19 protein-coding genes are annotated in these 24,303 nt (G+C 72.1%); 13 read left to right on the top strand and 6 right to left on the bottom strand.

Annotated elements, in window-relative coordinates; genetic code table 11:
• A partial coding sequence (locus tag AB0I15_RS33345; RefSeq protein WP_358104103.1) for a condensation domain-containing protein occupies positions 1–1,606 on the bottom strand: 1,606 nt, incomplete at its 3' end.
• A 354-nt stretch (positions 1,607–1,960) separates the two neighbouring features.
• On the opposite strand from AB0I15_RS33345, the gene AB0I15_RS33340 reads away from it, so the two are divergent.
• Entirely contained in the window at positions 1,961–3,127 is a 1,167-nt protein-coding gene (locus AB0I15_RS33340; RefSeq protein ID WP_358104100.1) for a cytochrome P450, read from the top strand.
• A 16-nt stretch (positions 3,128–3,143) separates the two neighbouring features.
• On the opposite strand, the gene AB0I15_RS33335 is transcribed toward AB0I15_RS33340, so the two are convergent.
• On the bottom strand, positions 3,144–4,085 hold the full coding sequence (locus tag AB0I15_RS33335; RefSeq protein ID WP_358104097.1) for a TauD/TfdA family dioxygenase: 942 nt from the start codon (positions 4,083–4,085) through the stop codon (positions 3,144–3,146).
• 212 nt (positions 4,086–4,297) lie between these two features.
• On the opposite strand from AB0I15_RS33335, the gene AB0I15_RS33330 reads away from it, so the two are divergent.
• Positions 4,298–5,101, top strand: a complete 804-nt coding sequence (locus AB0I15_RS33330; RefSeq protein WP_358104094.1) for an alpha/beta fold hydrolase — start codon at positions 4,298–4,300, stop codon at positions 5,099–5,101.
• Here the strand turns inward: AB0I15_RS33330 and AB0I15_RS33325 are convergent, their stop codons facing one another.
• The 3 genes from AB0I15_RS33325 to AB0I15_RS33315 all read right to left on the bottom strand — a co-directional run bounded on the left by AB0I15_RS33325 (position 5,102) and on the right by AB0I15_RS33315 (position 10,175).
• Positions 5,102–7,501 (bottom strand): aminotransferase class I/II-fold pyridoxal phosphate-dependent enzyme, encoded by a 2,400-nt coding sequence (locus tag AB0I15_RS33325; RefSeq protein WP_358104091.1) that lies wholly within the window; start codon positions 7,499–7,501, stop codon positions 5,102–5,104.
• A complete protein-coding gene (hppD, locus tag AB0I15_RS33320) occupies positions 7,498–8,520 on the bottom strand; it encodes a 4-hydroxyphenylpyruvate dioxygenase (RefSeq protein WP_358104088.1) in 1,023 nt (340 codons plus the stop codon). Before hppD ends, AB0I15_RS33325 begins: the two co-directional genes overlap by 4 nt.
• A 71-nt stretch (positions 8,521–8,591) precedes the next feature.
• Complete coding sequence (locus AB0I15_RS33315; protein WP_358104085.1) at positions 8,592–10,175, bottom strand: MBL fold metallo-hydrolase; 1,584 nt, start codon at positions 10,173–10,175, stop codon at positions 8,592–8,594.
• Between the two features lie 387 nt (positions 10,176–10,562).
• On the opposite strand from AB0I15_RS33315, the gene AB0I15_RS33310 reads away from it, so the two are divergent.
• The 9 genes from AB0I15_RS33310 (at position 10,563) to AB0I15_RS33270 (ending at position 22,397) form a co-directional block, all read left to right on the top strand.
• On the top strand, positions 10,563–11,681 hold the full coding sequence (locus AB0I15_RS33310) for a prephenate dehydrogenase (RefSeq protein ID WP_358104082.1): 1,119 nt from the start codon (positions 10,563–10,565) through the stop codon (positions 11,679–11,681).
• Positions 11,675–12,802: a hypothetical protein gene (locus tag AB0I15_RS33305; protein WP_358104079.1), complete on the top strand. Its 1,128-nt coding sequence runs from the start codon at positions 11,675–11,677 to the stop codon at positions 12,800–12,802. Before AB0I15_RS33310 ends, AB0I15_RS33305 begins: the two co-directional genes overlap by 7 nt.
• Before the next feature lie 50 nt (positions 12,803–12,852).
• Positions 12,853–14,547, top strand: a complete 1,695-nt coding sequence (locus tag AB0I15_RS33300) for a GH3 auxin-responsive promoter family protein (protein ID WP_358104075.1) — start codon at positions 12,853–12,855, stop codon at positions 14,545–14,547.
• Positions 14,540–16,942 (top strand): phosphotransferase, encoded by a 2,403-nt coding sequence (locus AB0I15_RS33295; protein WP_358104072.1) that lies wholly within the window; start codon positions 14,540–14,542, stop codon positions 16,940–16,942. The genes AB0I15_RS33300 and AB0I15_RS33295 overlap by 8 nt, the downstream gene beginning before the upstream one ends.
• Entirely contained in the window at positions 16,932–17,750 is an 819-nt protein-coding gene (locus AB0I15_RS33290) for a hypothetical protein (protein WP_358104068.1), read from the top strand. Before AB0I15_RS33295 ends, AB0I15_RS33290 begins: the two co-directional genes overlap by 11 nt.
• Before the next feature lie 8 nt (positions 17,751–17,758).
• Complete coding sequence (locus AB0I15_RS33285) at positions 17,759–18,520, top strand: DUF6182 family protein (protein ID WP_358104065.1); 762 nt, start codon at positions 17,759–17,761, stop codon at positions 18,518–18,520.
• Positions 18,521–18,616: 96 nt separating this feature from the next.
• Entirely contained in the window at positions 18,617–19,129 is a 513-nt protein-coding gene (locus AB0I15_RS33280) for a 2Fe-2S iron-sulfur cluster-binding protein (RefSeq protein ID WP_358104062.1), read from the top strand.
• Positions 19,126–20,097, top strand: a complete 972-nt coding sequence (locus AB0I15_RS33275) for a xanthine dehydrogenase family protein subunit M (protein ID WP_358104059.1) — start codon at positions 19,126–19,128, stop codon at positions 20,095–20,097. Before AB0I15_RS33280 ends, AB0I15_RS33275 begins: the two co-directional genes overlap by 4 nt.
• Complete coding sequence (locus AB0I15_RS33270) at positions 20,094–22,397, top strand: xanthine dehydrogenase family protein molybdopterin-binding subunit (RefSeq protein WP_358104056.1); 2,304 nt, start codon at positions 20,094–20,096, stop codon at positions 22,395–22,397. The genes AB0I15_RS33275 and AB0I15_RS33270 overlap by 4 nt, the downstream gene beginning before the upstream one ends.
• 129 nt (positions 22,398–22,526) lie before the next feature.
• On the opposite strand, the gene AB0I15_RS33265 is transcribed toward AB0I15_RS33270, so the two are convergent.
• Positions 22,527–23,102: a DUF305 domain-containing protein gene (locus AB0I15_RS33265; RefSeq protein WP_358104053.1), complete on the bottom strand. Its 576-nt coding sequence runs from the start codon at positions 23,100–23,102 to the stop codon at positions 22,527–22,529.
• On the opposite strand from AB0I15_RS33265, the gene AB0I15_RS33260 reads away from it, so the two are divergent.
• The gene (locus tag AB0I15_RS33260) at positions 23,101–23,379 is read left to right on the top strand and encodes a hypothetical protein (protein ID WP_358104050.1); all 279 of its coding nucleotides are present in this window, start codon (positions 23,101–23,103) and stop codon (positions 23,377–23,379) included. The two genes, AB0I15_RS33265 and AB0I15_RS33260, sit on opposite strands and share 2 nt — an antisense overlap.
• A gap of 370 nt (positions 23,380–23,749) precedes the next feature.
• Positions 23,750–24,241, top strand: a complete 492-nt coding sequence (locus AB0I15_RS33255) for a peptidoglycan-binding protein (protein WP_358104047.1) — start codon at positions 23,750–23,752, stop codon at positions 24,239–24,241.
• Positions 24,242–24,303 lie beyond the last annotated feature (62 nt).

Below are 24,303 nucleotides of genomic sequence, written 5' to 3'. Positions count from 1 at the left end.
CCACCGGCACATAAGCCGCCCCCGCCTTCAACACCCCCAACAACGCCACCACCAAATCCACCCCACGCTCCAAACACACCCCCACCACCGACTCCGCCCCCACACCCCGCCCCACCAGCAGACGCGCCAGCCGACTCGCCCGCACATCCAACTCCCCGAACGACAACTCCACCCCCTCACCCACCACCGCCACCGCACCCGGCGACACCGCCACCCGCGCCTCGAACAACCCCACCAACGACTCCGACGACACCTCACCCGCCGTGTCGTTCCACTCCTCCACCACCAAACGCCGCTCCTCGGCGCCGAGAAGCTCCACCCCGCTGACGCGCTCGTCACCGGCGGTCGCCGCCAGCCACCGCAACACGCTCAGGTACCGCCGCGACACGTCCGCAGCCGCCCTGAGGTCGTGCAGGTCCGGATTCACGTCGACGTTGACCTGCAGCCCCGACCGGTCGTAGAGGTCGATCCGCACCCCGTTGACGGTCCCGGTGGACAGGTTGTGCGCGGTTATGGCGCAGTCGCCGAAGCGCAGGTCGTAGTCGAACGACATGACGTTCACCAGCAGCCCGCACAGCTCGCCCTCGGCGATCCGCAGATCGGTGTGCATGTCCTCGTACCGGTAGCGCTGCCGCCGCAGCCCCTCCCTGATCCCCTGGGAGGTCTGCCGGAGCAGGTCGGCGGTGGTGGTGTCCGGGCCGATGGTGAGGCGCAGCGGCAGGATGTTGGAGGTCATACCGGGGATGGCCATCTCCCGCTTGCCGGTGCGTGCGCGTACGGGAATGCCGACGACGACGTCCCGTTCCCCGGTCATCCGGTGCTGGTAGAGGGCCGCTGCGGCGATGGACAGGCCGGCGAGGCTGGTCTTCAGGCGGCGTGCGGCGGTCTTGAGGTCGGCGGCCTCCGGCGCGCCGACGGCGTCGGTGTGCCGGAGAGGGGCCTCCTGGGCGCGGCGGGTACGGTTCGAGCCGCCGGCCGTCACGATCGGGAGGTCGGCGAGGCGGTCGAGCCAGTACTGGCGGTCCTGCTCGAAGTCGGCGGACTCGCGGTAGGCCCGGTCGGCGTCGAACAGCACGGACACGGGCTCCACGGCGCCGTCCTCGTCCGGGCCGCCCTCCAGGTACGCCGTGTAGAGCTCCGCGCCCCGGGTGGCGATGAGCACGCCGCCCTGCCCGTCCATGGCGCAGTGGTGGACCCACGTGTACCAGAGGACGAGATCGTCGGCGAGCTTGATGAGGGCGGTCCCGGACAGTTCGCCGCCGTCGAGGTCCACGGTCCGCCGCAGGTCGGCCTGCATCCAGGCTTCGGCGGCGGCGCGCGGGTCGGGCTCGCCGCTGACGTCGATGACGGGGACGGGATAGTCGCTCGCGTCGTGCAGGTACTGCATCGGGACGCCGTCGATCACCCGGAAACGCAGCCGGAACGTCTCGACCTCGTCCAGCCGCCGGCGCGCGGCGCGCTCCAGCAGCGCGAGGTCCACCTCGCCACGGATCTCCATGTACTCCGCGATGCGGAAGCTCCAGTTGTCGGGCGCGAATCGCTGGGCGTACCACATGGCGAGCTGGCCGGACATCAGTTCGCGGAGTTCGCCGTGAGCTGCAGCCATTCCCGAGCACCCCAATTCGTTCGACACGCCGGCTGGACGGGCGGCCCCGCGCCAGGCCTTCTTCGGGCGGAAATCCGTTTCACGTGCGCGCGCAAAGCCAAATCGCCAAGCGATTCAATTCGGGATTTGCGCGCCGCCCACTATGGCTCAGGGCCGAGCGCGGGATCAACGTTGCCGTTCAACTGCTTCGCCGCCGCAGTTGTACGCCCCCGAGCAGCGCGAAAAGGCGCGCTTGACGGGCTGAGAAAGGCCCTGACACGGTAAGGCGTCCCGCGGTCCGCCGGTCGCGGAAAAGGAAAAAGAATGTGAGGCACCGGCATGCCGGAAATGTCAGCGCCGCCGCATATCAACCTGGTGGATCCCGAACTCTACTCACACGGTGACCCGTTCGCGCAATGGCGCTGGCTGCGGGCGAACGCTCCGGTGCACTGGCAGCCGCCGTCGGACCTGCCGGGCTTCTGGTCGTTGACGCGGTACGACGACGTACGCACCGCGTACCGGGACGCGGAGACGTTCAGCTCGGCGCAGGGCATCCTGTTGCGCCCGGTCGAGCACGGCGCCGACCCCGGCGGCGGGCGGACGCTGGCGCTGACGGACCCGCCACGGCACCGCAGGCTGCGGGCGCTGGTGGACGAGTGGTTCGCGGTCCGCTCGATCCGGGCGCTGGAGCCGGAGATGCGCGACATCACGCGCGGCGTGGTGGATCGGGCGCTCGACCTCGGAAGCGTCGACTTCGTGGCGGACGTCGCGGCCCGGGTCCCGCTGTACGTGATCTGCCAGATGATGGGGGTGCCCGAGTCGGACTGGGAGCACCTGTACGAGCTGACCAGCCAGGCGTTCGGCGCCGGCGACCCGCTCACGCGCAGGTTCGCCCACCTGGAGATCCTCGGCTATTTCGAGACGCTGCAGGCGGCCAAGGCGGCGGACCCGGGCGACGACCTGGTGAGCGTGCTGGCCACGGCGGACGTGGACGGCGAGCGGCTCAGCCCGGACGACGTGATCCTCAACTGCGACAACCTGCTGGTGGGCGGCACCGAGAACACGCGGATCGCGGCGGCCGGCGGCATGCTGTCGTTCATGGAGCGACCCGATCAGTGGCAGGCGCTCGCGGACGACGCGGACCTGCTGCCGTCGGCGGTGGAGGAGGTGCTGCGGTGGACGTCCACCGCCACGCACATCATGCGCACCGCGACGCGGCGGGTCGAGATCCACGGGCGGAGCGTCGAGGCGGGCGACAAGGTGGTGTTCTGGCTGCCGTCGGCGAACCGCGACGAGAGCGTCTTCGACGACCCCGACGTGTTCGACGTGCGCCGGCAGCCGAACCGGCATCTGGCGCTGGGCTTCGGCGAGCACTTCTGTCTCGGCAGCGTGCTGGCCCGCGTCGAGCTGCGGCTGCTCTACGGTGAGCTGCTCGGCCGGTCGGTACGCGTCGAGCCGGACGGCGAGCCGAAGTTGCTGGACTCGATCGTGGTCAACGGCCCCGAGCGGCTGCCCGTGGTGCTGAAGCCCGGGGCCGCGTAGTCCGGCCGATAAAGGGTCAGTCCGACATGGCGACCAGGACGCGGCGGTCCCCGGTGTAGGGGCGGCGGCCGTGGCCGACGGAGACGTTGTCGATGACCATCAGGTCGCCCTGCCGCCAGTCGACGTCCACGGCCAGCTCCAGCCCTCGGTCGTGCACGTGCGTGACGTACGCGTCGGGGATGGGGCCGCCGTCGGCGAAGGTGACCGACTGGGGCAGCTCCTCGGGCGGCAGGATCTGGGCCAGCTCGCGGGCGAGGTCGTCGCCGAGCGCGGCCGGGTGGAAGTGGTCGGCCTGGTTGAACCAGACCTCCTCACCTGTGACGGGGTGCTTGATGGCGGCCGGGCGGACCGGGCTCACCATGCGCAGCCCGCCGTCGGACGTCCACTTCCAGTCGAACCGCCCCTCGTCGAGGAACGCCTCCACCTGCTCGCGGTCGTCGGTCTCGAACGTCTGCTTCCAGCTCCTGCCCAGGCCGAGCCCGTCGTGCAGGTTCTGCGAGTAGCGGACCCCGCCGGCGAAGGCGTCCCGTACCTCCTCGTCGAGGGATTCGAGCCACAGCGCGCCGTCCACGACGGGTGTCGCGCCGCCCGATCCCGGCGTGGTGGCGCAGTAGAACAGCAGCCGGGCGGGCCACTTGTGGCTGTAGGACAGCTCGTTGTGCATCGCGATGGTCTGCTCGCGCGGGTACTCGGTGGAGGTGTAGACGTTGCCGGCGGCGACCTTGGTCCGCGGCGACGTGCCGTGCGTGTAGGCCAGGCGGTTCGGCAGCAGCAGGTCCATGACCTCCTCGAGCTCCCGCTCGCTCACCTTGAAGCCGCGGAACACCACGACCTTGGCCCGGGTGAGCACGTCCCCGAAGTCGTCCATGGCCGCCAGCGTGCGGCGCAGCCCGTCGGCGCTCGGCTCGACGCCGTCGGGCCGGACTTCCGCCGGCTTCCAGTCGTTGCGCTCGCTCATGACGAAGACCCCTCTCCGCGGCTCGTGGTCGGGCCACATCCTGGGCGAGTATGCGGGTCGCGCCCCTGGCCGGGCGAGGTCGTTCAAGTGCCGCCCCGCGCCAGTTGGACAGGCGTTCGACGCGCTGACGCGCAGCGTGTCATGGTGAGAGGCACTCCCCTACCACGAGCAGGAGGCATCGTGCCCACGTCGACCGTCACCGAGAGCGCGCCATGCCGTTCGTGAGCACCAACGGGATCCAGCTCTCCTACCAGCGTGCCGGCAGCGGGGACCCCGTGCTCCTCATCATGGGCTCGGGCGCCGCGGGCCACGTGTGGACCATGCACCAGACGCCGGCGCTCAACGCGGCCGGATACGAGACGATCGTGTTCGACAACCGGGGCATCGCGCCGTCGAGCGCGCCTCCCGGCGACTACACGCTGGCGGACATGGTGGCCGACACCCAAGGGCTGATCAAGGCCCTGGGGATCGGGCCGTGCCGCGTCGTGGGCACGTCCATGGGGGCGATGATCGCGCAGGAGCTGGCCCTGGAACACCCTGAGCTGGTGCGTTCGGCGGTGCTGATCGCCACCAGGTCGCGGTCCGACGTGACCAGGCGGGCGCTGTCGCGGGCGGACCGGACGCTGCGGGAGAGCGGCGTCGAGCTGCCCGCCACGTACGAGGCGATGCGCACGGTCCTGGAGATGCTCTCCCCCGCGACGCTGAACGACGACGAGGCCGCATCGAGCTGGCTGGAGATCTTCGAGCTGATGACGGGCGCCGGCCGGGGCTCGGACGGCCAGCTCGGCGTGGACACCGTCGGCGACCGGCGCGCGGCCCTGCGGCGGGTCACCGTCCCGTGCCGGGCCATCGCCTTCGCCGACGACCTGGTGTGCCCGCCGCATCTGGTGGCCGAGGTGGCCGACGCCATCCCCGACTGCGACCTGGTGGAGATCCCCCGCTGCGGTCACCTGGGCAATCTGGAACGCCCCGACGCGGTGAACTCCGCGATCATCGAGTTCCTCGACAAGAACTGATCACCCGGCCTGGGCCCGGACGAAGCGGGCCAGGCGGGCACATCCCTCCGCGATGAGGGAGTGCGGCAGGTAGCTGACGGACAGCCGGATGGCGTGGTCGCCGCCGCCCTGCGGATAGAAGTACGACATCGGCGTCCAGATCACCCCGAACTCCTCGGCGGAGCGGAACAGGGCGTCGTTGTCGGCCCGGAACGGCACGCGGACGGTCAGGAAGAAGCCGCCGCTGGGCTCGTTCCAGCTCACCCCGAGCGCCTCCCCGTCCGGGAAGCAGGCGGCGAGTTCGCGCAGCGTGACCCGCATGGCGTCGCCGTAGTAGGCGGCCGTCTCGGTGTTGAGCTCCGCCGTACGCCCGCCGGCGGCGAGCAGCATGCCGGCCACGACCGCCTGGCTCAGGGCGGAGGTGTTCACCGTCACCATGCTCTTGATCTTGGACAGTTCGTCGGCCAGCAGCCCGCCACCCGCGACCGGCTGGTCCGCCACGGCGTAGCCGACGCGGGCGCCGGGGAAGAGCGTCTTGGAGAACGAGCCGAGCTGCACCACGCGGCGCTCACGGTCGAGCGCTTTCAGCGCCGGGAGCTGCGCGCCGGGGCTGACCATCCGGTACGGGCTGTCCTCGATGACGAGGAAGTCGTGGCGGGCGGCCAGGTCGAGCAGTTCCTCGCGGGTGCGCAGGGGCATGGTGGCGCCGGACGGGTTGGAGTGGTCGGGCACCACGTAGAAGGCTCGGGGGCGGCGTCCGCGCTCCCGTTCGGCCAGGACGACCGCCTCCAGGTCGGCGCAGCGGAACCCGTCCGCGCGCTCCTCGACCACGGCCGTGGTGACGTCGAGCAGGCGGGCCGCGCCGGTGATGCCCACGTAGCAGGGGCTGGAGACCAGCAGCACGTCGTCGGGGCCCGCGATGAGGGCGCGGAGCGCGAGCAGCATCGCCTCCTGGGCGCCGACGGTCACCACGATGGACTCCGGCGGCACGTCGATGCCCTCGTCGGCGCGCAGCGAGGCGGCGATCAGCTCGCGGATCTGGCCGCTGGTGGGGCCGTACTGGAAGAGGGCGGAGCGGACCTGGGCGGGCGTGGCGCCGCTCTCCTCGAGGTGGGCGACGTAGCGGCGGAGGTGGGTGAAGACGTGCTCGGTCTCGAAGAACCCGTCGTACGGGCGGCCGGGCGCGAACGAGATCGCGTCCGGGTAGCGGTGCGTGATCCCGTTGAGGAAGTTCATGGTGTCGAGCAGCGGGTCGGAGAGGCTGCCGTGCAGGTCCTGGCGGCGCAGCGTGACACCACCCGGCGACACGACGGGCCCAGGCGCCTCGGCCTGGCCCCCGTCCCGAGACGGGGAGGTGCCGGTGACCAGTTCGGGGCCGGCGTCGTGGGGGGAGGAGGTGCCGGTGAGGAGCATCGTCTCGGTCAGTTCGTCGGTGACGATGCCGAGGACGCCGGCCACGCCGACGGTCCCGCCGCTCGCCAGCCCGTGCAGGACGGGCCGCCCGAGCAGGACGGCGTCGGCGCCCATGGCCAGGCAGGCCAGGACGTCCGCGCCACGCCGTATCCCGCCGTCGATCAGGACGGCGCAGCTCCCGGACAGCGCCGCCGCGATCTCCGGAAGCACGTCGAACGTCGCCGGGGCGCCGTCGAGCTGCCGGCCGCCATGGTTGGACACCACGATGCCGGCCGCGCCCGCCTCCTTCGCCCGCAGCGCGTCGGAGCCGGTCAGCACGCCCTTGACCAGCACGGGCAGCGAGCTGATCGAGCGCAGCCACTCGACGGCGGACCAGTCGAGCGCGGCGTCGAACTCGGCGAGGGCGTGCCCGCTGGGTGAGGAGAAGCCGGTGCCGGTGAGGTTGGCCGGCTCGACGCCGGGCGGCAGCCGGAAGCCGCTGCGCAGGTCGCGGACCCGCCGGCCCAGCCTGGGGGCGTCGGCGGTGAGCACCAGGGCCTCGAACCCGGCGCTCTCCGCCCGCTCGACCAGCCGCCGGGTGACGGCACGGTCGCGGAAGCAGTACACCTGGAGCCACAGCGGTCCGGAGGCCGCGGCGGCGATGTCCTCGAAGGTGCGGCCCGCGAAGGTGCTCACCACGAGCGGGTGGCCGGCGCGGGCGGTGGCGACCTCGCCTTCGGGGTGGGCGAGCGTGTGGTACGCCAGGGGCGCGATGCCGATCGGCGCGGCCCACACGCGGCCGAGGATCTCCGTCTTGGTGTGCGGCAGGCCGAGCCCGGTCATGACGCGAGGGCGCAGCCGTACGCGCTCGAACGCCGTGAGGTTGGCGGCGAGCGTGCGCTCGTCACCGGCGCCGCCCTCGACGAAGTCCCACACGGCGGGATCGAGCCGCCCCCGCGCCACCGCCGCATGGTCGGCCAGCGTGAGCGGGCCGGTGGTCGCGTCGGTGGTGGGGCCGGTGTCGTTCATCCGGCGCTCAGCCGGTCGCGCTGGACCGCCTCGTACAGTGCCCGGATGTTGGCGCTGCCGAACCCGCGCGAGCCCAGCCGCTGGATGAGCTCGAAGAACAGCGTGTTGCGCTCATAGGGCGAGCGGCTGAAGAGCTGCAGCAACTGCCCCCATTCGTCGTGGTCGGCCAGCACCTGCGCGGCCCTGAGGTCGGCGATGGTGAACCGTCCCCCGTCATAGCGCTCGGCCAGCAGGTCGTAGTAGGAGTCGGGCGTGCTCAGGAACTCCACGCCGCCGTCCCGGCAGTCGCGCACGGCCGCGATGATGTCCTCCACGAGGAAGGCCAGGTGCTGCACGCCCGGCCCGCCGTTGCGCTCCAGGAACGCGTCGAGCTGCCCGCCGTCCTTGCCGGGGTCCGGCGCGACCAGCGTGAACGTGACGCGTTCCGACGCGCTGCGCACCACGATGGAGTCCATCGCCTGGCCGCCCAGGGCGACGTACTCGGAGGAGTAGCGGGAGAAGCCGAAGGCGTCGCGGTAGTAGTCGGCGTAGTCGCCGAGCCTGCCTCCTTCGACGCAGACGGCCACGTGGTCCAGCAGCTTGATGTGGCCGTCCACCTGGGCGGGCACGTCCGGGGTGGCGACCCAGGTGCGGCACGGGGGCGCCACGGCCGCCGGGGCGCTCACCGGCGGGTGCAGGGTGTGGGTGACGCCGCCGAACCCGGGCACGACGGTGTTGCCGCGTACGGTCTCGACGGGCCCGACGTCGGCCGCGGCCGCCGCGGCACTGGTCCGGGCCACGTCGTCGCAGGTCATGGCGATGTCGGCGATGCCGTCGCCGTAGTCGTCCAGGAACTTCCAGATCCCGCGCCCGGAGGTGACGATCAGTTGCACGCCGCCCTGCCGCAGCAGCACGGAGCTCCTGTCGACCTCCACGGAGTCGGCGACGCGGGTGAAGCCCATGGCCGTGACGAAGTAGTCGACGGCCGAGATCTTGTCTCGTGTGAACAGCTCGACGTACGAGATGTCTTGCACAGCCATGGGATACCTCCTGGAGAACCGATGGCCACTTCGTCGGGGATGTCCGCCCGGGGCGGGCGGCGGTCAGGCGGCTACCAGCGCCATTCCTGCTTCTTGAACAGGTGGCCGGCCTTGATGTCGCGGTCGGCGCACCAGGTGAGGAACTCCTCGATCTGCTTGATCTGGTAGGTGTCCTCGTTGTACGTGGTGGCCATGACGTGGCCGAGCCAGTCCTCCTCGCCCATGGCGTAGATGTAGGCCTCCTTGGCCCCCAGCTCGGTCATGATCGCGGCGGCCTGCTCGGCGTTCGAGCCCGACAGCTTGCGCGAGTCGCTCATCTTCTTGGGGATCGGGATGGTGAGCAGGGCCTGGTAGAGCCAGGTCAGCGGGGCGCCGTCGCACTCCATCCCGAGGAAGGCCAGGTCCGCCGTGCCCAGGTGGTTCTTGATGTAGCGGTAGAGGCTGGGGTCGATGCCGGAGGAGTCGGCGCCGATGAAGACCTTCTTGCCCGCCAGCTCGACCCAGTAGGTCGACTTGGCGCGAATGTCGAGATCGCAGTGCTCGCCGAGGAACGGGGTCGCGGTCACCTTGCCGCCGGGGAAGGGCACTTCGTCGAAGTCGTCCACTTCCACCACGGGGAAGCCCTGGTGCCGCAGCATCAGGCCCATCGACGGGTCGCACAGGTTGCCGCGCGAGGAGCGCGGCACGACGATGGCGCCGACCCGGCCGCGGAGCTGCAGCAGGGTCTCCAGGACGATGTGGTCCTGGTGGCCGTGCGTGATGAGCACGAGGTCGATGTAGTCGGGCAGGTCGTCCAGCGTGTAGCGGTCGCCGGCGGTGCTGTCCGCGCTGATGAACGGGTCGGTCACGATGGCGGCCTCGGGCGTCTGGAGCACCAGGCAGGCGTGCCCGTAGTAGCGCACCCGGCCGCCGGACTCGATGTGCCGGTCGGGCGCCAGGCTGGGACGGTCGCTGAGCATGCCGGCGAGCCGGGCGGCCTGGGCGTCGTCGAGCTCCAGCGCCTCGCGCAGGTGGCGCAGGGTCGTCGGGTGCACGCGGGCCTTGAACAGCTCCTCCAGGCCCGGGTGGCGGAAGGGGATGTCCAGCTCCAGGACGTCCGGCGAGGGCAGCCGCGGGGTGCTGAGGATGAACGGGCGTTCGACGCCGGTCTCGAAGGAGAGCTGCACCGACTGGCGGCCCTCGCTGTAGACGTCGCTCTTGTAGACGATCGGCTCCATGAAGCGCAGTTGCGCCTGGTTGTCCGTGTCGTAGGCCAGCTCGACCAGGCCGCCGAGCTCGGCGGGCAGCTTCGGATAGAGCGGGGTCAGGTCGAAGCCGGTCGAGCTCGCGCGCAGGATCTCCTGCCCGGAGACGATCGCGTCGGCGAAGCGGAGCATGTCGGCCCGGTCCCGCCTGATGGCGGCGAGCAGGTCGCGTACCTCGTCGGCGCGCGACTCCGGGATGTTGATGAAGTAGCCGCCGCGCAGCTCGGGGTTGTTGCTGGCCGCGACGTGCACCTGCGGCGACTGCAGGTACGACTCCAGCAACGGCACCTGGAGAAAGGCCAGGTTCATCGCCGCCTGCACCGGCGCGATCGTGTGGGGCCAGGCGAAGAACCTGTCCACGAGTGGTTCGACTATGACTTTAGACCGCAGAAACAACTGCTCATCAGCCATCTGCGCGCCTCCCTCCAGGAGAACCGACAACATGAACCGGCCCGGGGCACACGGGCGTGACGCGCATGGCACTGCGGCGGACCGTGAAAAATGGACGAGCACCGGGCGACCGGGTCCCGCACAAAAGGCGCAGGCAAAGTGAAGGATGACCCGGCGCCGCATTTTGCGGCAAGGCACGCGACCGTTGAACACCTCGGCCCCTGTTCAACTGTGGCGGGGCGGCAGTTGAACAGGCCGCGCGCATATGTTCGCCGAATAGTCGGGCCCGGAAAAGGTTGCGGCGGCCATTTACGTGCGCCGGTCCGTGTTTTTCCGCGCAAGTGCCCGCTCGTGCGGTGGAATACGGCACCGCCGAACGTCTAGGGTCCGGGTTCGACCGGGCGCTCGATGCCCGCTTCTCCGGACGGGATGGGCGCTGCCGTTATGCATTCGGCTTTGGTGATCGGCACGGGACTGGTGGGCACCTCGGTGGCGCTGGCCCTGCGCGCCCACGCCGTGACCGTGCACCTGCGGGACGCGGACCCCGAGGCGGTGCGGACCGCGGCGTCGCTCGGGGCCGGGACCACGCACCCGCCGTCGCGGCCGGTGGACCTGGCGATCGTGGCGGTGCCGCCGCCGCACGTCGCCAGGGTGCTGGCGGAGGCGCAGGCGGAGGGCGTGGCCACGCACCACACGGACGTGGCCAGCGTCAAGGCCGAGCCGCAGCAGGACGCGATCGCCCTGGGCTGTGACACCTCGTGCTACATCGGCGGCCACCCGATGGCGGGCGCGGCGCACAGCGGCCCGCTCAAGGCCAGGGCCGACCTGTTCGAGGGCCGGACGTGGGCGCTCACGCCGACGCCCGACACGGGCACCGAGACGCTCAACACGGCGCTGGAGCTGGTGGCGCTGTGCGGCGCCGTACCGGTGGTCATGCAGGCCGCCGCGCACGACCGGGCCGTGGCGCTGGTCTCGCACGCGCCGCACGTCGTGGCGAGCCTGGTCGCCCGGCGGCTGGAGAGCGCCGGGGAGCGCGAGCTGAGCCTGGCCGGGCCGGGGTTGCGGGACCTGACCAGGATCGCCGAGGCCGATCCGGCGCTGTGGCTGGACATCCTGAGCGCCAACGCCCGGGTCGTGGCCGGCCTGCTCGACGAGCTGGGCGCCGACCTGAGCCGGATGGTGACGGCCCTGCGCGCGGTCGCCGGACCGGACGGCGCCGAACGCGAGGCGGGGCTGGCCGCCGTCGAGGACGTCCTGCGTACGGGCCGGACCGGCCGCGCCCGGATCTCCGGCAAGCACGACACCAGGCCCGAACGCTTCGAGACGGTCACCACCGTGATCGGGGACCAGCCGGGCGAGCTGGCCCGCCTGTTCGTCGACGCCGGCCAGGCGGGCGTCAACATCGAGGACGTCCGCATCGAGCACGCCACCGGCCAGCCGTCCGGGCTGGTGCACATCAGCGTCGCGCCCGGCCTGGCCGCGCCGCTGCGCAAGGCACTGCGCGGCCTGGGCTGGCGGCAGTGTTAGCCGCCGGCGCGCCTGGCGCGCCTGGTCCCTCGGGGCGGCTCCTGCTCGCCCCGGTCACCATCACCGCCACCAAGCCCCTGCTGCCCACCCACATCAAGGGCTTCCTGTGGGTGGACACGCTCTACCGGGCCACCCGGCCGGTCCGCGACCTGGAGTACTACTGGAACCCCCGCGCCGCCAACCTGACGGGGCAGACGATCCAGTTCTGGGACTACCTCGACAGGCACCACGGCGACCTCGACCACGACGCCCTGCCCACCGACGAGCTCGGCCACCTCTATGTACGCTTCCACGCCTCGGGCGACGCCCGCCCCATGGACCGGCTGCGCCACTACACCGAGCGCGTCGAGCGGGAGGGCTGGGTGCACCCGTCCACCCGCGCGGCGACCCGCGACTGGAAGCGGCAGCTCGACCTGCTCGGCGTGCACGACCCCGGCCTGACCGCGGACCGGCCCGCGGCGGCCTCGATCGACGAGACCGTGGAGCTGCTGGCGCGGCGCCATCTGTGCGTGGACCACCGCCGCCACGGCGGCCCGGCCTACCTGGACGGCACGCGGTGGGGCATGCCGCTGCGCACGGTGATCGGCGCCGACGGGCACGCCAACTACCTCCTGGTCATCCTGCGGGACCTGCTCCCCCGCCTGGCCGGCGGGGACGAGGTGCTGCTCGTCTACGACGACGACCTGGCCCACGACTACGCGCTGCTGGCCCGGGTGCTGGGCGAGATGGGGGCGCGTCCGTCCCGGCTGCCGCTGGGGCGCGTACCGATCGGCGGCGTCGTCCGCTCCAGCAGGCACGGCGGCTGGGACGGTCACTCCATCGGCCGGCTCGCCGAGCTGTGCCTGCGGGAGTTCGACCCGGCCGCCTACCGCCTCGGGATGCGCCTGTTCTTCATCGCGATGCTCAAACGCACCTCCTCCGAGCCGTTCCGCCTGGACCTGCTGCGCCGGGCGCTGTCGCGGGCCGGCCGGATGGTGCGCGAGGCGGGCGGGCGGTGCGACCTGCCCGCGTTCCTGCGCGGGTTCGCCACGCCCGCGGGCTGGACCGACCCCTACCGCCTCACCGACTTCCTGTTCGCGCGGCGAGCCCCCACGGCTCTGCTCGACCAGGTCTACCTGTGACGCGGGCCGGCAACAAGCAGGCCGACAAGAATCCGACGACCGGGAGGGCCATGACCACCGACCGTTCCTTCGCCTCCACCGCCGAGCGCGCCGAGGCGTACCGGCGGCGGGTCCTGCACGAGAGCGACAAGGCTCTCGCCTCGCTGGACGACCCCCGCGCCGCCCAGGCCGCGGTGCTCGCCGACCTCCTCGCCACGAACGGGGAGACCGCGTTCGGGCGCGAGCACGGCCTGGCCGGGATGCGTGACGCCGCCGACTACCGGCGGGCGACGCCGATCCGCGGGCACGAGGAGTTCCGGCCGTGGCTGGAGCGCGTGCACGCCGGCGAGCAGCGGGTGCTGACGAGTGAGGAGCCCGCGGCGTTCTTCGCCAGCAGCGGGACGACGGGTGGGGAGAAGAGCATCCCGGTGACCGCCGGGTTCCTGAGCCGCTGCTTCCTGCCGTTCTACTTCGCGGGCTTCGCGCAGCTCGTACGGCACCATCCCGGCCTGCTCTCCCGCGACGACGCCGTGCTCAACCTGTGGCAGGACCCCCATTCGCCGACGGGCCGGACGAGCGGGGGCCGGCCGCACCTCGGCCCGAGCCAGCTCGACTTCGCCAAGGCGGGCGAGGAGCTCGCCGTCGGGCTCGGCAACCGGGCGCCGTGGAGCCGCCTGCCGGACGAACTCGCCGACGCCGGGCCGTGGGAACGCGCCTACCTGCGGCTCAGGCAGGCCGCCGAGCACGACGTACGGGGGGTCATCGCGATCAACCCGGCGATCGCCGCCGCGCTGCCCCACCAGCTCGGCCACTGGTGGCCCCGCCTGGTCCAGGAGATCAGGGACGGGACGGTGGGCGGCAAGCCGTTGCGGTCACCGGCCCCGGAGCGCGCGGCGGAGCTGGAGCGCGCCGCCGACCGGCGCGGCACGCTGCGTCCCGCCGACGTGTGGCCGCGGCTGGAGCTCCTGCTGACCTGGAACACCTACGTGTCCCGGCTCTACCTGCCGGCGCTGCGCGACGACTACGGCGCCGGACTGCGCGTCCGCCCCGCCCCGATCGGCTCGTCGGAGGGGCCGCTGGCCGTCCCGGTGCCCGACCGTTCGACCGGCGGGGCGCTGATGGTGAGCGGCTGCCTCTACGAGTTCATCCCGGCCGACGAGCCCATCGAGCCGTGGAGCGACACCCTGGAGCCGCACGAGCTGAGCCAGGGGCAGGAGTACCACGTGGTGGTCTCGCACGTCGGCGGCCTGTACCGGTGCGCGGTGCGCGACATCGTGAAGGTGCTCGGGTTCGCCGGCTCGACGCCGCTGGTGGAGTACTCGTGCCGGGCCGGCCTGGTCTCCGTGGCGGGCGAGCGGGTCCGCGAGTCGCACGTGCTGCGGGCGGTGGCGGCGGCGTCCGGGACGACCGGCCTGGCCGCCCGTAACGTGATGTACCGGGCGCTGCCGGACGGCGCGGCCGGCCATGAGGCCGCCGTCGCCTTCCCGGTCCCGCCCTCGGAGTTCGAGACGCGGGCGTTCCGCGCCGCGTTCGACGAGGAGCTGTGCCACGAGGCGCCCGGGTACGCGTCCGCGCGCCGGTCGGGCGCCCTGGCCGAGCCGCTGGTGCACGCGGTGGCGGTGGAGGCGTTCTGGGAGGAATGGCGGCGCAAGGTGGAGGAGGGCGAGCGGCCCACCCGGGTCAAGGACCGGGTGTTCCGCGACGACCCCGCCGCCTGGGCGCGCGTGCTGGTCGGCTCGGGTGGACGGGAGGCCGGCGTTGGCTGAGATCGTCGAGCCCTCGGCCGGGCTGCTGCGGGAGATGCCGTACCCCAGCCTGCCGGGCCGCGGCCAGTACACCGAACGCGCCAGGCGGGACCTGCTCGAATGGCTGAGGACGACCACGAGCGCCTCGCTGCGCTCCCTGGAGCAGTCCACCATCGACCCGCGCTCGCTGCCCGGGAACGTGGAGAACTTCGTCGGCGCGGTCGAGGTCCCGGTCGGCCTGGCCGGGCCGCTGCTGTTCACGGGCCGCAACGTCGAAGGCATGGTGACGGCGCCGCTGGCCACCACCGAGGGCGCCCTGGTCGCCTCGGTCGCGCGCGGCGCCAAGGCGATCACGCTGGCGGGCGGGGTGACGAGCCAGGTCATCTCCCAGCGCATGACGCGGGCGCCGGTGTTCGAGTTCGCCGGGCTGAGCGCGGCGGGCGAGTTCGCCCGCTGGATCGTGACGTGCAAGGACGAGCTGGAACGGCGGGTGGCGGAGGTGTCGGCGCACTCGCGGCTGACGATGATCGACCCCGTCCAGCTCGGCCGGGCCGTCCACCTGCGTTTCGTGTACGAGACCGCCGACGCCAGTGGCCAGAACATGACCACCGCCGCGACCTGGCGGGCCTGCCAGTGGATCAACGACCGGCTCGCCACCATGCCGGGGCTCGCGCCGGCCTGGTTCGCGATCGAGGCGAACCTGAGCGGCGACAAGAAGTTCACCCATCTGAACATGATCTCCGGCCGCGGCACCCGGGTCGTGGCCGAGTGCGTCCTGGACCGTACGACGGTGCGCCGCGTGCTGAAGAGCACGCCGGAGGCGGTGGACCGGCTGTACCGGCACTGCGTGGTCGCCGGGCAGCAGGCCGGCATGGCGGGGCACGACATCGACGCGGCCAACGTCATCGCGGCGATCTTCGTCGCGACCGGCCAGGACATCGCCAGCGTGTACGAGTCCGGCACCGGCCTGTTCTCCGTGGACGTGTCCGAGGGCGAGCTGCGGGCCACGCTGACCCTGCCGAGCCTGGTCACGGGCGTGGTCGGGGGCGGCACCAGGCTGGCGCGGCAACGCGACTACCTGGAGGTGCTCGGCTGCCGGGGCGAGGGCTACGCGGCCCGCTTCGCGGAGATCATCTGCGGGTTCGCGCTCGCGCTCAACCTGTCCACGATGGCGGCCGTCGCCGGCGGCCAGTTCGCCGACGCGCACGAACGGCTCGGCCGCGGCCGGCGGGTGAACTGGCTCAGCCGCGAGGACCTCGGCGCCCCCTTGCTCCGTCCGATGCTGGCCCGCACCCTGGAGGCGCCCGGCCTGGAGATCACCGACGTCGCCTGGATCGAGCACGCGCCGGGATCGAGCCTCATCACCGAACTCACCTCCCGCGGCGACCGCCGCAAGACCACAGGGATCTTCCCGGCCCGCGTGGCCTGGAAGATGGACGGCGACCACGGGCAGACCGACCTGGTGCTCAAGGTCAAGCCGCTCGACCAGGAGGTGATCATCGAGGCGGCGAAGCTGGCCTCGCTCTGCGGCGGCCGGGTCGCCGACCTCTATCCGCGCTGGCGCGAGTGGACCGGCTTCAAGGCCCTGCACACCCGTGAGCTGTCGGTCTACCGGACGGCGGAGCCGGCGTTGCGCGCGGTGCTGCCCCGCACGTACGGGGTGCACGAGGACGCCGGGCGCGAGGCGTACGTCATCGCCATGGAACGCCTCGGCCCTGACGTGCTGCTCAAGGACAGCGCGGACACCCCGGAGCGCTGGCGGCCGGAGGACGTGGCCGCGGCCGTGCGCGGCATCGCGCCCGTGCACGCGGCCTTCCTCGGCCGCGACGACGAGCTGCGCGCCTGGCTGGACCCGGTGCAGAGCGCCGAGCGGATGACGGCCATGCGGGAGCTGTGGGCGGCGCTGGTGGAGCACGGCGCGTCCGACCATCCGGAGCTGCTGGACGGCGCCGCGGCGGACCGGCTGCGCCGGATCGTCGCCGAGATCCCGCGGTGGTGGCGGCGGCTGGAGTCGATGCCGCGCACGCTGGTGCACAACGACTTCAACCCGCGTAACATCGCGCTGCGCTCGGCCGACCTGAGCCTGGTGGCCTACGACTGGGAGCTGGCGACGCTGCACGTCCCGCAGCGGGACCTGGCTGAGCTGCTGGCGTTCGTGCTGCCGCCGGACGTCGAGGCGGCGCGCGTCGGTGCCCTCCTCGACCTGCACCGGGAAGCCGTCGGGCAGAAAGACGAGCCGGAGGCGTGGCGCGAGGGCTACCGGCTGGCGCTGTGGGACTTCGCCGTGACCCGGCTACTGCTGTACGTCATGGTGCACGGGCAGCGGGAGCTGCCGTTCCTGGGCCGCGTCCTGGCCACGACGCTGCGGCTGATCGCCATCGAGGACGCCGTGGCGGGAGAGCACGGTGCGTACTGAGCCCGTACGGGTGGCGCTGCTCGGCGTCGACGGGTCCGGCAAGAGCACCTGTGCCCGGCTGCTCGCCCGGCGTGCCCCCGTGGAGCGCCCCCATGTCGTGCTGTCGTCCCTGCGTCCGCACGAGAACCCCGGCGGCCCCCTGCGGGAGCTGTCCCGGCATCTCGACACGCTGTCGGAAGGCGCCGACCGCCTCGGCAGCCCTGATCTGAAGCTCGCCGTCCTCTATCTGCAGATGTGCACGTACGGCGTGGTCGAGCGGTTCTTCGCGCGGCGGCCGGCGGGGGCGATCATCGCCGAGCGGCATCCCCTCATCGACACGCTCACCTACCTGCCGCTCTACCGTCCCGCGATCGACCGGGTGACCGTTCCCGGCCGCGACGCCGTCCTGCGCGAGCAGCTCGCGCGGGAGCCGGCCGCCGCCGTCCAGGCCGCCCGCGCCTGGTGCGCGGCCCTCTCGCGGCGGCCGGGCGGGCGCGCGCCACGACTGGACACGCTCGGGGCGGAGCTGGTCGGCCTGCTGAACCTGCCTCCGGCGGAGTTGGTGGCCGAGCTGTCCGCCCGTTTCGCGGTGTCGCCGCCCGACGTGGCGATCCTGCTCGACATCGACGTGGCCGAGGCCGCCCGCCGGGTGCGGGCCCGCGACCGCCACCCGGAGCCGCACGAGCGCCCCGACCTGCTCGCCCTCATCCGGGACGGCTACGAGGAGACGCTCAAAACGTTCTCGTCGGTACGGGTGCACCGCATCCAGGTGGACGACCGCCCCGCCCAGGACATCGCCACCCAGATCGCCCACCTGGCCACACTGTGACAAACCCCATGACCCCGCCCCCTGACCAGGAGACGTCGCACGGGCAGGAGGCGTCGCACGGGCAGGAGGCGTCGCGCGGGCAGGAGGCGTCGCGCGGGCAGGAGGCGTTGCGTGCGCACCTCGACGCGCGTATCGCTCGTGTCCGCCGTACCCTGCCCCGGCCCGCCCATCCTCGGGCGGCGCAGGGCGTCGGCGTGATCGCGGTCCTGCGCGCGTTCGACCCCGTGACCTTCGCCGCCTCCGCGCACGCCTTCGCCCGGAGCGTCCCCGAGTCCCGGGGCGCGCTCTGGTACGCCGCCTTCACCAGGACGATCTTCCTCGCCGGCGACCCGGGCAACCTCGCCGACCGCCACCCCTTCGACCACGTGTCCGCCGACGGCTCCATCGCCTGGTACGGCCCCGCCCCGCTGACGGACCGGGAGGGGCTGCGCCGGTTGCTGCACCCGTTCCGCGGCCCGCGCGGTCTCACCGCCCCGTTCACCGGGGAGGCCCGCCTGGCCGCCGAGGGTCCCGTCGCCCGCCTCGACGTCCCGGTCGCCGCCCTGCCGCTGGAGGACTACCTCGTCCACGTCAACCACCTGATCGCGGAGGCGACCCTGGACGGCCTCCTCACCGGGGCCGGCCGCCTGCTGATCCGCCACCTTTCCGGCCATCCGGACCCCGAGGCCCGCTATGCCCGCATACGCGTCGTGCCCGGTCCCGGGTCACCCGGCCACCTCCAGGCGCACGCGTTTCTGTCGTGCGACGGCGTCGGCGACGCCGCCCGTTGACGGAGCCGATCGGCTCGTCGCGATCGACGCCATACACCCATGGGGTATTGTGGCCGCTAACTCGTACACAGATGTACGAGATAGTTGGAGGTGTTGATGGACGGCCACATCCCGGTCCACCTGAACGTGAACGGGCAGGCGCACGCCCTGTCCCTGGACCCCCGCACCACCCTGCTCGACTGCCTGCGCGAGCGCCTGGGCCTGACCGGCACGAAGAAGGGCTGCGACCAGGGCGCCTGCGGCGCGTGCACGGTGCTGCTCGGCGGTGAGCGGGTCAACTCGTGCCTGGTGCCGGCCGTCCAGTGCGACGGCATGGAGGTCGTCACCATCGAGGCCATGGCCGGTCACGGGCTGGGCGCCAAGGTGCAGGAGGCGTTCCTCACGCACGACGGGTTCCAGTGCGGTTACTGCACCTCCGGGCAGATCTGTTCGATCGTGGCCATGCTGGGCGAGCACCGCGACGGCCGGCCGAGCGCCGTGACCGAGGACCTGACCGGGCCGGTGGCGCTCACCGACGCCGAGATCAGGGAGCGCATGGCGGGCAACCTGTGCCGGTGCGGCGCCTACAACGGCATCGTGGCCGCCGTCAAGGAGGTGGCCGCGGGATGAGGGAGTTCGGCTACGTACGGGCGGCGACCGTGGCGGAGGCGATCGGGCTGGCGGCCGAGGGGCCGGTGGCGTACCTGGCCGGGGGCACGAACCTGGTCGATCTCATGCGGGAGGAGGTGGAGCGTCCCCGGCGGGTCGTCGACATCTCCCGCCTGCCGCTGTCGGCCGTCGAGGACCTGCCCGACGGCGGGCTGCGGCTGGGCGCTCTCGCCCGCAACGCGCACGTCGCCGCCGACGACCGGGTCCGCCGGCGTTACCCCGTGCTCGCGCGAGCCCTCCTGCGCGGCGCCTCACCGCAGCTCCGCAACCGCGCCACGGTCGGCGGCAACCTGCTGCAACGGACGCGCTGCCGCTACTTCTACGATCTCGGCGCGGCCTGCAACAAGCGGGCGCCGGGCACCGGCTGCGAGGCGATCGGCGGGTTCGACCGCGGGCACGCCATCCTCGGGGCGAGCGAGAGCTGCGTGGCCGTCCATCCGTCCGACATGTGCGTGGCCCTGGCGGCCCTCGACGCGACGGTCAACCTCACCGGTCCCGAGGGCGACCGGAGCGTGCCGGTCTCGGACCTTCATCTGCTGCCGGGTGACACTCCGCAGGTCGAGACCGTGCTGCGGAGCGGCGAGCTGGTGACGAGCGTGGACCTGCCGCCCTGGCCGCCGGCCCGCGGGGCGTACGTGAAGGTGCGCGACCGGGCCAGCTACGCGTTCGCGCTGGTCAGCGTCGCCGTCTTGGTGCAGGTCCATGAGGGCACGATCACTCTGGCGCGTATCGCGCTGGGCGGGGTGGCGCCCAAGCCCTGGCGCGCGTACGCGGCCGAGGAACTGCTGACCGGAGCGGCGGCCGACGAACGGACGTTCGGCGCGGCGGCGGAGGAGGCGGTCGTGGGGGCGCGGCCGCTGCGGCACAACGGGTTCAAGGCGGAGCTGGCGCGACGGCTGATCCGCCGCACCCTGGTGAAGCTGTCATGAGCCTCACGTCGAGAGGTTTCGGCCTGGGCACCAGAATCCTCGGCAGGGTGGCCCGGCTCCTGCCCGACGGCCGCCACGACCCGCTGTCCACCGAGCCCGGCGAGGTCGGCCGCCACGTGAACCGGCTCGACGGGCCGGCGAAGGTGTCCGGCGGCATCCGGTACACCGCCGACCACTCCCCCGCCCGGCTCGCCTACGCCGTCCCGGTGCCCAGCGCGGTCGCCAAGGGCCGCGTCACCGCCGTCGACTCCTCGCGAGCGCTCGCGGCACCCGGGGTCGTGCTGGTGATGACGCACGAGAACGCGCCGCGGATGAGACGCACCGCCGCGTACGCCACGCTGAAGGGCCCGGTCGCCGCCGCCGCGATGAGCCTGCCGATCCTGAGCACCGACGAGGTCTTCTGGCACGGCCAGCCGGTCGCGGTCGTCGTGGCCGAGACGCAGGAGCAGGCCGAGCACGCGGCCCGGCTCGTCGACGTGCGCTACGAGGCGGAGCCCGCCGTCCTGGCGATGTCGGACGAGGCCGCCTACACTCCGGCCCACTCGGTGCTGGAGGAGTCGAGGACCGTGGTCGGCGACGCGCGGGCGGGGCTGGCCGGCGCCGTGGCCACCGTACGGGCCGTCTACACCACCCCGGCCGAATACCACAACGCGCTGGAACCGCACGCCACCCTGGCCAGGTGGGACGGCGACGATCTCACCGTCCACGACACCGCCCAATACCCCTACGGGGTGAAGGAGATGCTGGCGAAGAAGTTCGGCCTGCCTCTGGAGCGGGTGCACGTGCTGGCGCCGTACATCGGCGGCGGATTCGGCGGCAAGACCCCGGCCTGGCCACACGTGGCGCTCACGGTGGCCGCGGCCAAGATGGCGGGCCGCCCGGTCAAGCTCGTGCTGTCCCGCGCGGACACGTTCCGCATGACCGGCGGCCGGGCGCCCACCAGGAGCAGCGTCGCGCTGGGCGCGGACGGGCAGGGCCGGCTGACCGCCATCGTGCACGACGCCCTGGCCACCTGCACGAGGGACGAGTTCGCCGAGGCCGCCATCGCCGCCTCCCGCCACCTGTACGCCTGCCCCGGTATCGCCGCCCACCAGCGGGTGGTCCGGGTCGACCGGATCCAGAACGCGTTCTTCCGCGGCCCCGGCGTCACCCCGGGATCGTTCGCGCTGGAGTCGGCCATGGACGAGCTGGCCTGGGAGCTCGGCCTCGACCCGCTGGAGCTGCGCCTGCGCAACGAGCCCGAGCGCGATCCCATCTCCGGCCGGCCCTTCACCAGCCGCCATCTGCGGGAGGCGTACCAGCTCGGCGCGGAGACGTTCGGCTGGCGTGACCGCGCGCCCGTCCCCCGGGCCACCCGCGACGGGCACTGGCTCGTGGGCCAGGGCATGGCCGCCGCGATCAACCCCGACGTGCTGCTCGTCGCCGCCGTACGGCTGCGGCTGTCGGCCGACGGCACGATCACCATCCACAGCAGCACGAACGAACTGGGCGCCGGCACCTCGACCGCCCAGACCCAGGCCGCGGCCCAGCGCCTCGGCGTGCCCATGGACAGGATCCGGTTCATGCAGGGCGACTCCGACGTGGCCAGGACCCGCATCCCCGGCGCCTCGGCCGCCACCACCACCCTCGCCTCGGCCATCTGGAACGCACGTGACCGCCTGGTGCGCGAGCTGCTCGCCCTGGACACCCCGCTCGCCGGGCTCCGTTCGAGCGAGGTGGAGACACGTGACGAGGGGCTCTTCACGAGGGACGGTCGTGGGGAGACGTATCGCCGGCTGCTGGAGCGCGCCGGCCGCGACCACATCGAGGTCACCGGCAGGTCGGCGGTGCCGTATCAGACCCTCAAACGCACCACCGGCACCTACGGCGCGCACTTCGCCGAAGTACGGGTCGACGCGGACACCGGCGAGGTACGCGTCACCCGCTGGACCGGCGCGTTCGACGGCGGCCGGATCGTCTCCCCCAAGCAGGCCGCCGGCCAGATGCGCGGCGGCATCATCCAGGGCATCGGCATGGCGCTGATGGAGGAGACGCTGCTCGACGAGCGCTCCGGCCGGATCGTCAACGCCGGCCTGGCCGAGTACCACGTCCCGACACATGCCGACGTGCCCGACATCGAGGTGCGCTTCGTGGACCTGCCCGACCCGCAGACGCCCCTCGGCGCCAAGGGCATCGGCGAGCTGGGCATCGTGGGGGTGGCGGCGGCGATCGCCAACGCGATCTACCACGCCACCGGGGAACGCATCCGCGACCTCCCCATCACCCCGGACAAGCTGCTCCTCCGAGAGCCCTCGCTGTAGCCCCTCCGGGCGGGTTCTCGCCCGCCCGACGGGCGAGAACCCGTCTGAAGGACGAGCGAGAACCCGTCTGAGCGGGCGAGAACCCGCCCGGACGGGTGCCGGGGTCATCCGCCCGGACGGGTGCCGGGGTCAGAGCCGGTCGAGGATCGTCCGCAGCTCCTTCACCTCGGCCCGCTGCGTGCTCTCGATGGTCTTCGCCAGCTCCTTGGCCTGGGCGTTCGCACCATCGGCCTGCTCGGTACGGGCCATCTCGATCGCGCCCTCATGATGGACGACCATCAGCCGCGCGAACAGCCTGTCGAACGCCGTGCCCTTGGCCGCCTCCAGCTCCGCCATCTCCTCCTCCGTCATGACGCCGGGCATGTCGTGCCCCATGCCGCCCGACGGCACGGGCTTGCCCCACTCGGCCAGCCAGCCCTTCAGGGTCTGGATCTCCGGGTCCTGGGCCGCCTCGATCCTCGCCGCGAGCTCCTTGACCTCGGGGTCGGCCGCCCGCGAGGCAGCCAGTTCGGCCGTCTCGACCGCCTGCTCATGGTGCGGGATCATCATCTGCGCGAATATGACGTCCGCGTCGTTGAAGGTGACCGACGGCTGTGCGCTCGCGGTGGTGGCGGCGGCGGGCGCGCCGCTCATCGCCTCGTGCCCGGTCGTGGAGTCGCTTTCCGCACCGCACGCGCTCACCAGAGCGAGGGCTCCTGCGGCCATGGCGATGGACATCTTGCTGTTGAACGGCCAGGCACACGTCCGTCGGATCGAACCCGGGCGGTTCCCGCTCGGGAACGAAGCCCTGGAGCCCGGCGGGAACGACCGGTTGGGCGACGACCGGTTGGGCGACGACCTCCACGGCGTGCGTGGAGGAGCCGCCGTGCCGCCCGTCCAGATGCCCGAGGGTGTGCATGCCGCCTATGCCCAGGGCGAGAGCGAGGAGCAGGAGCAACCGCACAGGTTCCACCGCCCCCGCCGCTCGGCACGTCACTACTAAGGAACATAGTAGACCCTGCCAGGCAGACGCCGAACGCAAAGAGCGCGCAAATGCTCGGTCGACGAACCACTCCGGCAAATTATTCCCTTACTCGCCGCCACAATTTCGACTTTGAGCGCGATCGACCTCCAAGGGATTAATGAATTGCCATCCGCCGCTTATTCTGCCGCTTCTGGAAAGGCCGGCCGAGCACATTAAGGGATTCTCCAAAAAGCATCGCGACCACCGCCCTTTCCCACCGTTCTGTGCTCAACTGGAAGTGCGGGCCTCTCTTCGAGAGCTCGCAGGAAAGGGATAAGCCCGCGTCCGCGGGCAGCGCGAAGCCGCCCGCCAGCGGGGTCCGCCACCACTCCCATACGAGGAGGCGACCATGACGGCACCGCAATACCAACCACCGCCGCTGACATTCCCACCGCCCACCAGGGGCGAGAAAGTCAAGATGTGGCAACAGCAGATGCTGGACCGCGGTTGGCACATCAAGGTCGACAGCATCTACGGCCAGGAGAGCAAGCGCCTCTGCGCCAACTTCCAGATGGAGCACAAGCCGCTGGAAGTGGACGGCATCGTCGGCCCGAAGACCTGGGAGGCCACCTGGACGGCTTCCAGCACGAAGCCTCCGAAGGGACCGGACCGCATCCTGCAGAAGGGTGACATGGACAACGAGCACGTCCGGAAGTGGCAGCGGCAGGTCAACAACCGCGGCTGGCCCGAGCTCAAGGTCGACGGTGACTTCGGCGACCAGACAGAGAAGATCTGCAAGGAGCTGCAGGAGTTCAAGGGTCTGCCGATCACCGGCAAGATCGACCACGACACCTGGGACGCAGCCTGGCTGGAGAGGGTACCCGTGGGAGCGGCCATGTAGGCGCGCCCGCCAACTCTCGGGTCGGTGTCCCGTCCAGGGATGCCGGCCCCCTCGCGCTCTCA

This window comes from Nonomuraea sp. NPDC050643 (assembly GCF_040654715.1).
GTDB lineage: Bacteria > Actinomycetota > Actinomycetes > Streptosporangiales > Streptosporangiaceae > Nonomuraea.
The sequence above is the reverse complement of the archived record's forward strand: the minus strand, read 5'-3'. Positions and strand labels throughout refer to the sequence as shown.

What these genes read in the sequence shown, in the direction of transcription:
- AB0I15_RS33335 (WP_358104097.1), bottom strand. Translation starts at nt 4,085, where the DNA reads ATGAGCGAGCGCAACGACTGGAAGCCGGCGGAAGTCCGGCCCGACGGC.
- AB0I15_RS33330 (WP_358104094.1), top strand. Translation starts at nt 4,298, where the DNA reads ATGCCGTTCGTGAGCACCAACGGGATCCAGCTCTCCTACCAGCGTGCC.
- AB0I15_RS33325 (WP_358104091.1), bottom strand. Translation starts at nt 7,501, where the DNA reads ATGAACGACACCGGCCCCACCACCGACGCGACCACCGGCCCGCTCACG.
- hppD (WP_358104088.1), bottom strand. Translation starts at nt 8,520, where the DNA reads ATGGCTGTGCAAGACATCTCGTACGTCGAGCTGTTCACACGAGACAAG.
- AB0I15_RS33315 (WP_358104085.1), bottom strand. Translation starts at nt 10,175, where the DNA reads ATGGCTGATGAGCAGTTGTTTCTGCGGTCTAAAGTCATAGTCGAACCA.
- AB0I15_RS33310 (WP_358104082.1), top strand. Translation starts at nt 10,563, where the DNA reads ATGCCCGCTTCTCCGGACGGGATGGGCGCTGCCGTTATGCATTCGGCT.
- AB0I15_RS33300 (WP_358104075.1), top strand. Translation starts at nt 12,853, where the DNA reads ATGACCACCGACCGTTCCTTCGCCTCCACCGCCGAGCGCGCCGAGGCG.
- AB0I15_RS33285 (WP_358104065.1), top strand. Translation starts at nt 17,759, where the DNA reads ATGACCCCGCCCCCTGACCAGGAGACGTCGCACGGGCAGGAGGCGTCG.
- AB0I15_RS33280 (WP_358104062.1), top strand. Translation starts at nt 18,617, where the DNA reads ATGGACGGCCACATCCCGGTCCACCTGAACGTGAACGGGCAGGCGCAC.
- AB0I15_RS33275 (WP_358104059.1), top strand. Translation starts at nt 19,126, where the DNA reads ATGAGGGAGTTCGGCTACGTACGGGCGGCGACCGTGGCGGAGGCGATC.
- AB0I15_RS33270 (WP_358104056.1), top strand. Translation starts at nt 20,094, where the DNA reads ATGAGCCTCACGTCGAGAGGTTTCGGCCTGGGCACCAGAATCCTCGGC.
- AB0I15_RS33260 (WP_358104050.1), top strand. Translation starts at nt 23,101, where the DNA reads ATGGCGATGGACATCTTGCTGTTGAACGGCCAGGCACACGTCCGTCGG.
- AB0I15_RS33265 (WP_358104053.1), bottom strand. Translation starts at nt 23,102, where the DNA reads ATGGCCGCAGGAGCCCTCGCTCTGGTGAGCGCGTGCGGTGCGGAAAGC.
- AB0I15_RS33255 (WP_358104047.1), top strand. Translation starts at nt 23,750, where the DNA reads ATGACGGCACCGCAATACCAACCACCGCCGCTGACATTCCCACCGCCC.